The sequence below is a fragment of the Caulobacter sp. 10L414 genome, assembly GCF_056395525.1.
This window is the reverse complement of the sequence record NZ_JBFTJR010000105.1, coordinates 1-9,653: the sequence shown is the minus strand read 5'-3', so window position 1 is coordinate 9,653 and position 9,653 is coordinate 1. Positions and strand designations below refer to the sequence as shown.

Below are 9,653 nucleotides of genomic sequence, written 5' to 3'. Positions count from 1 at the left end.
CCGCTGCCCCGGCCCCGGCCGCCGTTCGCGGCGACGCCGTGAAGTCGCCGATGGTCGGCACCGCCTACCTCTCGCCGCAGCCCGGCGCCGACGCCTTCATCAAGGTCGGCGACACCGTCTCGGCCGGCCAGACCCTGCTGATCGTCGAAGCCATGAAGACCATGAACCCGATCGCCGCGCCGAAGGCCGGCAAGGTCGTCGAGATCCTGGTCGCCGACGCCCAGCCCGTCGAGTTCGGCGAGCCGCTCGTCGTCATCGAGTAAGCGCGCCATGTTCGACAAGATCCTCATCGCGAACCGGGGCGAGATCGCGCYCCGGGTTCACCGCGCCTGCAAGGAAATGGGCATCGCCACCGTGGCGGTCCATTCCGAGGCCGACCGCAACTCGATGTGGGTGCGCCTGGCCGACGAGAGCGTGTGCATCGGCCCCGCTCCGGCGGCCAAGAGCTACCTCAACATCCCGTCGATCATCGCCGCGGCCGAGATCACGGGCGCGCAAGGCATCCACCCGGGCTACGGCTTCCTGTCGGAGAACGCCCGCTTCGCCGAGATCGTCGGCGCTCACGGCTTCACCTTCATCGGTCCCAAGCCCGAGCACATCCGGATGATGGGCGACAAGATCACCGCCAAGCAGGCCGTGAAGGACGCCGGCATTCCGGTCGTTCCGGGCTCTGACGGCGGCGTGTCGACCGAGGAAGAGGCCTTCGCGGCCGCCGATCAGATCGGCTTCCCGGTGCTGATCAAGGCCGCCGCCGGCGGCGGCGGTCGCGGCATGAAGGTCGCCCAGACCCGTGAGGACCTGGCCGAAGCGGTGGCGACCGCCCGCGCCGAAGCCCGCGCCGCCTTCGGCGACGACACGGTCTACATGGAGCGCTACCTCCAGAAGCCGCGCCACATCGAGTTGCAGGTCATCGCCGACAGCCACGGCAACGTGGTGCACCTGGGCGAACGCGACTGCTCGCTGCAGCGGCGTCACCAGAAGGTGCTGGAAGAAGCCCCCTCGCCCGCCCTGTCGGCCGAAGGTCGCGCCAAGATCGGCAAGATCGTCGTCGATGCGGTCAAGGCCATCGGCTATCTCGGCGTCGGCACCATCGAGTTCCTGTGGGAGAACGACGAGTTCTTCTTCATCGAAATGAACACCCGCCTGCAGGTGGAGCACCCGGTCACCGAAGCCATCACCGGCATCGACCTGGTGCGCGAGCAGATCCGCATCGCCGCGGGCCTGCCGCTGTCGTTCACCCAGGAAGACGTCGTGTTCGAGGGCCACGCCATCGAATGCCGCATCAACGCCGAGAACGCCCGCACCTTCACGCCCTCGCCGGGCACGGTGACGGACTTCCACGCGCCGGGCGGCCTGGGCGTGCGCCTGGATTCGGCGATCTACACCGGCTACGCGATCCCGCCCTACTACGACAGCCTGATCGGCAAGCTGATCGTGCACGGCCGCGACCGCGCCGAGTGCATCGCGCGCCTGAAGCGCTGCCTGGGCGAGATGGTCGTCGGCGGCGTCGAGACCACGATCCMGCTGTTCCAGGACCTCCTGGTCCAGCCCGACATCCTGGCCGGCGACTACGACATCCACTGGCTGGAACGCTGGATCAAGTCGCAGGGCTAAGGCCTTATCTTGGTCGGCCCCGGATCCTTCCGGGGCCGATCGAGACGATCGGAACCCACTGACTCGCATGGACGACGCCTTCGGCCTCGACGATCTCGTCGCCTGCTACGAACGCGGCGTCTTCCCCATGGCCGATGCGCGCCATGACGAACGCCTCTTCCTCATCGATCCGCAATGGCGCGGCGTGCTTCCGCTGGATGCCATGCACATCCCAAGGCGCCTGGCGCGCACCGTGCGCGGCGAGCCCTTCGAGGTGCGCGTCGACACCGCCTTCGACGCCGTGGTCGAAGCCTGCGCCTCATCCCGTCCGGGTCGTCTCGAGACCTGGATCAACGCCCCGATCCAGAAGATGTACGGCATGCTCTACGCCGCCGGCCGCGCCCACAGCGTCGAGTGCTGGCAAGGCGGCGAACTGGTGGGCGGCCTCTACGGGGTCTCGCTGGGCGCGGCTTTCTTCGGCGAGAGCATGTTCTCGACCGCCCGCGACGCCAGCAAGGTGGCGCTGGTGCACCTGGTCGGGCGACTGAACGTCGGCGGCTACAGGCTGCTCGACACCCAGTTCATCACCGATCACCTGGCGCAGTTCGGCACGGTCGAGATCTCGCGCGCCGACTACAAGCGCCGGCTGGCCAAGGCCCTGACGGCCGAAGCCGACTTCTACTTGCTAGGGCCGGCCGCGACCGGGGCCGACGTCTTGCAGGCGATCAGCCAGGCGTCATAGACCGGGTGCTCCAGCGGGTTCAGGCCCGGCGAGCTGGCGTACATCCATCCCTTGAACACCTGCCGGCCGGCCGGCGCGGCGCGTCCCGGCAGGGCCTTGGGCTGGGTGTCGATGGTCAGGTAGGCGATCTGGTCGGGCGCCAGTTCGTCCGCCGCCGTGACCTCGCAGGCCCGGGCGGTGAAGACCAGCGTCTTGTAGCGGATCGGCTGGCCCACCGGGACCTCGAACCGCATGGTCTCGGTCGTGACCTTGTCCAGCGCCTGGATGATGGCCACGCCGTAGCGACCGCGCTTGGCGGGTTCGGCCGGCTTGGCGGGCGCGGTGGCGACCGGCTTGGCGGGAACCGGATCGGCCGCCGGCGGCGGGGCCGGCTCGGGCGGCGGGGCGGCGTTGGACGGCGCCGGCTGTTGAACAGGCTTGGGCGCCGGAGCGACCGGCGCCGGCTGGGCCGAAGGCGGCGTCGCGGCGGCCGGAGCCTGCTGCACGGGCCGCGCCTGCTGCGGAGCGGCCTGCAGCGCCCAGGCGGCGCCGACGGCGAACGGAACCGCGGCGACCAGGATCGCCGCGCCCTGCAGGCTGCGCCGCTTGAAGCTCATCTTATTCCGGCGACCAGGACTGGTAGTCGCTGGTGGCGACAGCGCGCTCGCCGCCGCGGCCGATGGCGCCCTTCGGACGCCAGGCATGGACCGTGCCGGTCAGGTTCGGCAGGTGGTCCTTTTCCCACGCGCGACGCTTCAACGGCGCCTGGGTCGGCAGCTCGTCGAAGGTGTAGTGCAGCCAGCCGCTCCAGTCCGGCGGAACCTTCGAGGCTTCAGCGTAACCGTTGTAGATCACCCAGCGACGCTTGCGGTCGTCGTAGCTGTCCTTGTTGTCGCGCGCTTCGAAGTAGCGGTTGCCGAACTCGTCTTGACCAACGAACACGCCCCGGCGGGAAATGTGGAAACGCTGACCGATGGTCACCCCGTTCCACCACGTGAAGATCGCTTTCAGCACTGCGCGGCACCCAATCTAGCAAAGGCCTTCGCGACCGAAAGAGCGCGGCGCGAAGCGGGCGGACTATAGGTCGCCGAGCCCTCATCGTCCAGCCAAGGCGTCGCCGATGGCTCCTTCAAGATGTTGTGGACAGCATTGCATGCAGGCCCAACATCTATTGATGGTTACCGACCCACGGTTTAGGGTTGACACCATGACGAAGCACCCGCCGCGGAATCGGCCCATGCGCTTTGAACGACTCTTCGCCGGCCGCGCGCCGGAAATCGACCTGCGCGAGATCGAACGGCCCGACCGTTTCGTCGAGACCCTGGCTCCGCTGGGCTGGCCCGACGCCCGCGTCGAGGCCTGGCTGGACTGGTCCGACACGGCCGCGCCTGGCGTCGCAGATCCCGAATCCGCCCTCGACGGCGCTCTCGAGCGCTACGCCGGGCGCCTGGCCCAGGCGGGTCGCGCCGCAGGCCTCTTCACGTCGGAACAGGACGCGCGATCCTTCGCCGCCGATCTCGTCGACAGCATGATCGCGGGCCTCGCCGCGCCCGCCGCCCCTGCGCCCGCCCTGCCCGCACCGCTGCACGTTTCCGCCATCGAATTCCGCGCCGCCGCGGCCGAGCACGTGGGCCGCGCCCGCGCCGATCGCCTGGCCCGCGAGGCCGCCGCCCGCCTGGAAGCCGCCCTGACGGCCGTGTCCGACGCCGTCCTGCGCTGCCAAGGCGACGCCCGGGCCTGCTCGGATCCCGCCCGCAACGTCGCCCTGGCCAGGGCCGCCCAGAAGGCCCGCGCGGCCGGGGCCAGCGACGCCAGCATCGCCGACGCCGTGGCCAGCGCCGGAGCGCCCGGCTTCTCCCTCGTCACGGCCGACGCCGCGACGATCCCGCCCCTTCTGGCGCTGGCCGAACCGGCCGACGTGGCGGCCGGCGACGAATTCGCCGCCCTCGCCGCCCGCGCCAGCTGGGAGACCGGCGGCGTCACCCTGGCCCTGTCGCCCGTCGACGCCGACCACCTTGCGGCCGGCGCGCAAACGCGTGCGGCCGTCAACGCCGCCGCCTTCCTCGGCGACGACGGCTTCGACCTGGCCGGCTTCCGGCACGCCGTGCGCCTGTGGGCCGTGGCCCTGGAACTCGATCGCCCGCAATCGGGGGCCGCAGCGCTGACCCTGGCCGGCGTCGGCGACTGGCTGCTGGCCCAGAACCTTTCGCCAGCGACCAACGCTGGGCGAGACGCCGCCGCGGCCCTTTGGGCGCTGGCCGCCGGCGAGGCGCTGACCGCATCGTCGCACCTGGCCCAAGCGCTCGGCGCCGCCGAAGCCTTCTCTAGCGAGGCCGATCGCATCCTGGCCGGCATCGCCCAGCGCGCCGAGGCCGCGGCCGCCCTGAACACGCCACTCGCGGCCGAGGCGGCTGAGGCCCTGCGGACCGCCCTCGCCGGGGCCCGGAGCCACGGCCTGCGCAGCGCCGCCCTCGTCGCGCCGTTCGAGGACGCCGAGACCGCCCTGCGCCTCGGCGCGCCCCCCGGCCTCGACAGCGGCTGGCGACTGGTCCTGCCTTCGGAAACCAGCGACGGCGTCGGCGTACCCCAGCTTTCCGCCAGCGCCCAGGCCGCCCTGCGCGCTGCGGGCGCCGATCTGGACGCCGTGCGCGTTCATGCCCTGGGCGCCGGTTCGCTGGAGGACGCCCCCGGCGTCGACCATCGCGCCCTGGCCGCCGTCGGCTTCACCGGCCACGAGATCGGCCTGGCCGAGGCCGCCCTGCGCGCCGTCGGCGACCTCCGCGCCGCCTTCGCCCCGGCGGTCGTCGGGTCCGACTTCATCGGCGACGTGCTGGGCGCCTCGCGCGAGGCGCTGGCCGATCCGGCCTTCGACACCCTGGCCTTCGCCGGCTTCGCGCCGGAAGCCGTCCTCGAGGCGCAGCGCCACGCCGTCGGGACCGGCCGGCTGTTCGACAGCCCCACGCTGGAAAGCCCGACCCAGGACCTGCTGCGCGCCTTCGAGGCGCCGGCCCAGGCCGATCGCATCGCCTTCACCGCCGCCGTGGAAGCCTTCGCCTGCGCGCCCTGGCCGCTGGCGCTGGTCGCCCCGTTCGACGCCCGCCCGGCCGACCTGCTGCGGCTGCAGGCCTCGGCCGCCCGTGCGGGCGTGCGCGCCCTGAAGCTGTCGCGCGCGCCTGCGCCCACCGATTTCGCCCTCGACCTGCCCGAAGCCCCGGCCGAGGCGCCGCGCACCAGGCCGCCCGAACCGATCGTCACCGAACGCGTCGTCGAGAAGGTGGTCGAGCGCCAGCGCGAGCGGCGCAAGCTGCCCGATCGCCGCAAGGGCTACATCCAGAAGGCGGCCGTCGGCGGCCACAAGGTCTATCTGCACACCGGCGAATACGAAGACGGCGAGGTCGGCGAGATCTTCATCGACATGCACAAGGAAGGCGCCGCCTTCCGGTCGTTGATGAACAACTTCGCCATCGCGATCTCGATCGGCCTGCAGTACGGCGTGCCGCTGGACGAGTTCGTCGACGCCTACGTCTTCACCAAGTTCGAGCCGGCCGGTCCGGTGACGGGCAACGACTCGATCAAGTCGGCGACCTCGATCCTCGACTACATCTTCCGCGAACTCGGGGTCTCGTACCTGGGCCGCGACGACCTGGCCAACGGCGATCCGCAGGAATTCAACGCCGACGGCCTGGGCCGGGGCAAATCCGCCGACGTCGAGGACGAGGCCGAGGAGCCGACGCCCCTGCCGGCTTCGAAGTTCATCTCCAAGGGCTTCTCGCGCGGCGCAACGCCCGACAACCTGGTGTTCGCCGCCTTCGGCCGGCGCAAGGACGACGCGGCCAAGGCCAACGCGCCCGCCGACCAGGCCGACATCTGCCCGGCCTGCGGCGATGTCGCGCTCAGCCGCAAGGGCGGCCTGGTGGTCTGCGAGAGCTGCAACGGTCAGGCCGAACGGCCCTCGCCGCGCGGCTGAGCCTCTCCGGCGCGGGACTTGCTGTGACGACGGCAAGTCCCGTATCCCGCCCTTTCCACCGTCAAGGACGCGTGCCGAAATGAAACCGCTGGCCCTTCTCGCCGCCGCCGCGCTGTCGACCCTGGCTCTGGCCGGTCCCGCCCTGGCGCAGAACGCCGGCCAGATCGCCAGCGTCCGCCGCGGCGCCGACTGCCCCCGTTGCAACCTGTTCCAGGCCGACCTGTCGGGCCTGACCCTGCGGGCCAAGAACCTTTCCGGCGCCCGCCTGCGGCAGTCGGACCTGTCGCTGGCCGTGATGGGCCGCACGCGGTTCACCGGCGGCGACCTGCGCGACGTCAACGCCTATGGCGGCGTGTTCGGCGGCGCCAGCTTCGCCAGGGCCGACCTGACCAACGCCACCTTCGTCGGCGCCTATCTGGAGGGCGCGAGCTTCGCGCAGGCCAACCTGTCGGGCGTCAACTTCTCGGGCGCCGAACTGGACCGCGCGACCGGCCTGACCCAGGCCCAGCTGAACCGCGCCTGCGGCGATCCGTCGACGACCCTGCCGCGCGGCCTGTCGATCCCGCGCTGCCGCTGATCCGAAGGCTCAGCGCACCGGCAGCATCAGGTGCGCGTAGGGCGTGTCGGGGAACATGACATAGGGCTTGGAAGTGTCCGGACGCGCGCCGCCCGGATAGCCGGCCAGCATGCCCGGCGCCCCGACGACCATGACGTGGGGGCCCGTCGTGACCCAGTCATGACCGTCCATCGGCTTCTGCGCATAGGGATCCATGTTGCTGGGATCCGAGCCGCCCATCAGCATGTAGATGAAGCCCGGCTTGCCTTCCGGCGGCGGCTTGCGGGCGAACATGGCCATCGCCCATTCCATGGCGTTGGCGTCGGCGCACATCGGGTCGACGCCCGGCGTCGTCGGAATGTCGGGCATGCAGGTGTAGCCGTTGGTCCCGTCGCGCAGGTGGCGCATCGAGCCGTCGGCGGCGAAGGTCATGATCGCCGCATCCTTGGCCAGCGCCGGCGGCGCGGCCGACATGGCGCTGTCGATGGCCTTCTGGTCCGCCATGGTCGGCGGAGAAGCGGCATAGGCGCCCGTCGCGGCCGACAGGCAGAGGCACATTGCGAACGCGGTCCTGAACATCGGGAACCCTCCCAGGGCGCACCCCCGACAGCGGCACCATAGCACGAAAAAGCCCTCCGAGCCGAACGGCCGGAGGGCTTTGTCTTTCAGGCGCTTGCCGCCGGATCCTTAGACCTTGATAGGCGGAGCCGTGCGGATGTGCAGTTCCTTGAGCTGCTTGTCGAGGACGTTCGCCGGCGCGTTCATCAGCAGGTCCTGGCCCTGCTGGTTCAGCGGGAAGGCGATGACCTCGCGGATGGCGACCTGCTCGGCCAGCAGCATGACGATGCGGTCGATGCCGGGGGCCAGACCGCCGTGCGGCGGGGCGCCGAAGCGGAAGGCGTTCAGCATGCCGCCGAACTGCTCCTCGACCACTTCGGGGCCGTAGCCGGCGATCTCGAAGGCCTTCAGCATGATCTCGGGCTTGTGGTTCCGGATCGCGCCCGAGCACAGCTCGTAGCCGTTGCAGACGATGTCGTACTGGTAGGCGCGGATGGTCAGGGGATCCTGGCCTTCCAGGGCTTCCAGACCGCCCTGCGGCATCGAGAACGGGTTGTGCGAGAAGTCGACGCGCTTCTCGTCCTCGTTCCACTCGAACATCGGGAAGTCGACGATCCAGCAGAACTTGAACTGCTCTTCGGCGACCAGCTTCAGCTCGGTGCCGACGCGGGTGCGGGCCAGGCCAGCGAACTTGGCGAACACGGCCGGATCGCCGGCCACGAAGAAGGCCGCGTCGCCGGCGCCAAGGCCCAGGCTTTCCATCAGGGCCTGGGTCGGTTCACCCAGGTTCTTGGCGATCGGGCCGCCCCACCCGCCCTGGTCTTCCGACCAGAAGACGTAGCCGAGGCCCGGCTGGCCTTCGCCCTGGGCCCAGCTGTTCATGCGGTCGCAGAAGGCGCGCGAGCCGCCGGTCGGGGCCGGAATGGCCCAGATGGCGTTCTTGGCGTCGGCGCCGAGGATCTTGGCGAACAGGCCAAAGCCGCCGTCGCGGAAGTGCTCGGAGACGTCGGCCATCTTGATCGGGTTGCGCAGGTCGGGCTTGTCGCTGCCGTACCAGGCCATCGACTGGGCGTAGGTCAGGCGCTCGAAGCCCTTGTGCTCGAGCGTCGCGCCAAAGTCGTTGGTGAAGGTGTGGGTCTCGCTGATCGGCGAGACGGGCTTGCCCGAGCCGAACTCCTCGAAGATGCCGTGCATCACCGGCTCGATGGCGGCGAACACGTCTTCTTGCGTGACGAAGCTCATCTCGACGTCGAGCTGGTAGAACTCCAGCGAACGGTCGGCGCGCAGGTCTTCGTCGCGGAAGCACGGGGCGATCTGGAAGTAGCGGTCGAAGCCCGAGACCATCAGCAGTTGCTTGAACTGCTGGGGCGCCTGCGGCAGGGCGTAGAACTTTTCCGGGTGCAGACGCGAGGGCACCAGGAAGTCGCGAGCGCCTTCCGGCGACGACGCCGTCAGGATCGGCGTCTGGAACTCGTTGAAGCCCTGCCCGAACATGCGGTTGCGGATCGACTGGATCACGCGCGAACGCAGCACGATGTTCTTGTGCAGGGTCTCGCGGCGCAGGTCGAGATAGCGATGCTTGAGGCGGATTTCTTCGGGATAGTCCGGCTCGCCGAAGACCGGCAGCGGCAGTTCGTCGGCGGTCGACAGGACCTCGACGTCGGTCACGCGGATCTCGATCTCGCCGGTCGGCAGGTTGGCGTTCACCACGGCGGCGTCACGGGCGATGACCACGCCGTCGACGCGGATCACGCTTTCGGCGCGCAGGCGCTCGACGATGGCGAAGCCCGGGGTTTCCGGGTGCAAGACGAGCTGGGTCAGGCCGTAGTGGTCGCGCAGGTCGATGAAGACCAGGCCGCCATGGTCGCGCTTGCGGTGGATCCAGCCCGACAGACGCACATTGGCGTTGGTGTCGCTGGCCCGAAGAGCGCCGCAGTTATGGGTGCGATAGGCGTGCATCGTGGTCATGAAAGGCTTCGGAACGCGTTGATTTGTAAGGCGCGGAAAGGCGCATGCGGGGGCGTTTATGTCAAGGATTCTGAGCCGGCCGGCAGGATTGGACCGCCTGGCGGTTCGAGGGGGTTGCCTTGGAGACGCTCCTCCTGGAGGGGGAGTTGAGTGAAGGGGGAGGACGGTGGACTTCGGGGCCGTGCTGACAATCCGGCGCTGACCCCCTCCGGCCCTCCGGGCCACCTCCCCCAGAGGGGGAGGATCTGTTGGCGTCGGCGCTCTTCGAGATGCTCCCCCTCTGGGGGAGC

At 70.1% G+C, this 9,653-nt stretch carries 9 protein-coding genes; 5 read left to right on the top strand and 4 right to left on the bottom strand.

Features of this window, described 5'->3' with window-relative positions; all coding sequences use genetic code 11:
• From AC1DCG_RS24445 to aat, 3 genes are all read left to right on the top strand, one after another.
• Positions 1–263: acetyl-CoA carboxylase biotin carboxyl carrier protein (locus AC1DCG_RS24445; RefSeq protein WP_477041726.1), on the top strand; the 263-nt coding region annotated here is incomplete at its 5' end.
• Positions 264–270: 7 nt separating this feature from the next.
• A complete protein-coding gene (accC, locus tag AC1DCG_RS24440) occupies positions 271–1,614 on the top strand; it encodes an acetyl-CoA carboxylase biotin carboxylase subunit (RefSeq protein ID WP_477041725.1) in 1,344 nt (447 codons plus the stop codon).
• A gap of 67 nt (positions 1,615–1,681) precedes the next feature.
• Positions 1,682–2,335, top strand: coding sequence for a leucyl/phenylalanyl-tRNA--protein transferase (gene aat / locus AC1DCG_RS24435; protein ID WP_240903293.1), 654 nt, complete (start codon positions 1,682–1,684; stop codon positions 2,333–2,335).
• On the opposite strand, the gene AC1DCG_RS24430 is transcribed toward aat, so the two are convergent.
• Complete coding sequence (locus tag AC1DCG_RS24430) at positions 2,272–2,931, bottom strand: DUF2155 domain-containing protein (protein WP_477030117.1); 660 nt, start codon at positions 2,929–2,931, stop codon at positions 2,272–2,274. The two genes, aat and AC1DCG_RS24430, sit on opposite strands and share 64 nt — an antisense overlap.
• Before the next feature lies 1 nt (position 2,932).
• Positions 2,933–3,328 (bottom strand): NADH:ubiquinone oxidoreductase subunit NDUFA12, encoded by a 396-nt coding sequence (locus AC1DCG_RS24425; RefSeq protein WP_165255904.1) that lies wholly within the window; start codon positions 3,326–3,328, stop codon positions 2,933–2,935.
• A 223-nt stretch (positions 3,329–3,551) separates the two neighbouring features.
• Between AC1DCG_RS24425 and AC1DCG_RS24420 the strand changes: the two genes are divergently transcribed.
• Positions 3,552–6,281: a TSCPD domain-containing protein gene (locus AC1DCG_RS24420; protein WP_477037019.1), complete on the top strand. Its 2,730-nt coding sequence runs from the start codon at positions 3,552–3,554 to the stop codon at positions 6,279–6,281.
• 79 nt (positions 6,282–6,360) lie between these two features.
• Entirely contained in the window at positions 6,361–6,858 is a 498-nt protein-coding gene (locus AC1DCG_RS24415; protein WP_477030115.1) for a pentapeptide repeat-containing protein, read from the top strand.
• A 9-nt stretch (positions 6,859–6,867) separates the two neighbouring features.
• Here AC1DCG_RS24415 and AC1DCG_RS24410 read toward each other — a convergent pair whose 3' ends face one another.
• A complete protein-coding gene (locus tag AC1DCG_RS24410) occupies positions 6,868–7,416 on the bottom strand; it encodes a hypothetical protein (protein ID WP_477030114.1) in 549 nt (182 codons plus the stop codon).
• Between the two features lie 108 nt (positions 7,417–7,524).
• The gene (gene aspS / locus AC1DCG_RS24405; protein WP_477030113.1) at positions 7,525–9,363 is read right to left on the bottom strand and encodes an aspartate--tRNA ligase; all 1,839 of its coding nucleotides are present in this window, start codon (positions 9,361–9,363) and stop codon (positions 7,525–7,527) included.
• Between the last annotated feature and the right edge of the window lie 290 nt (positions 9,364–9,653).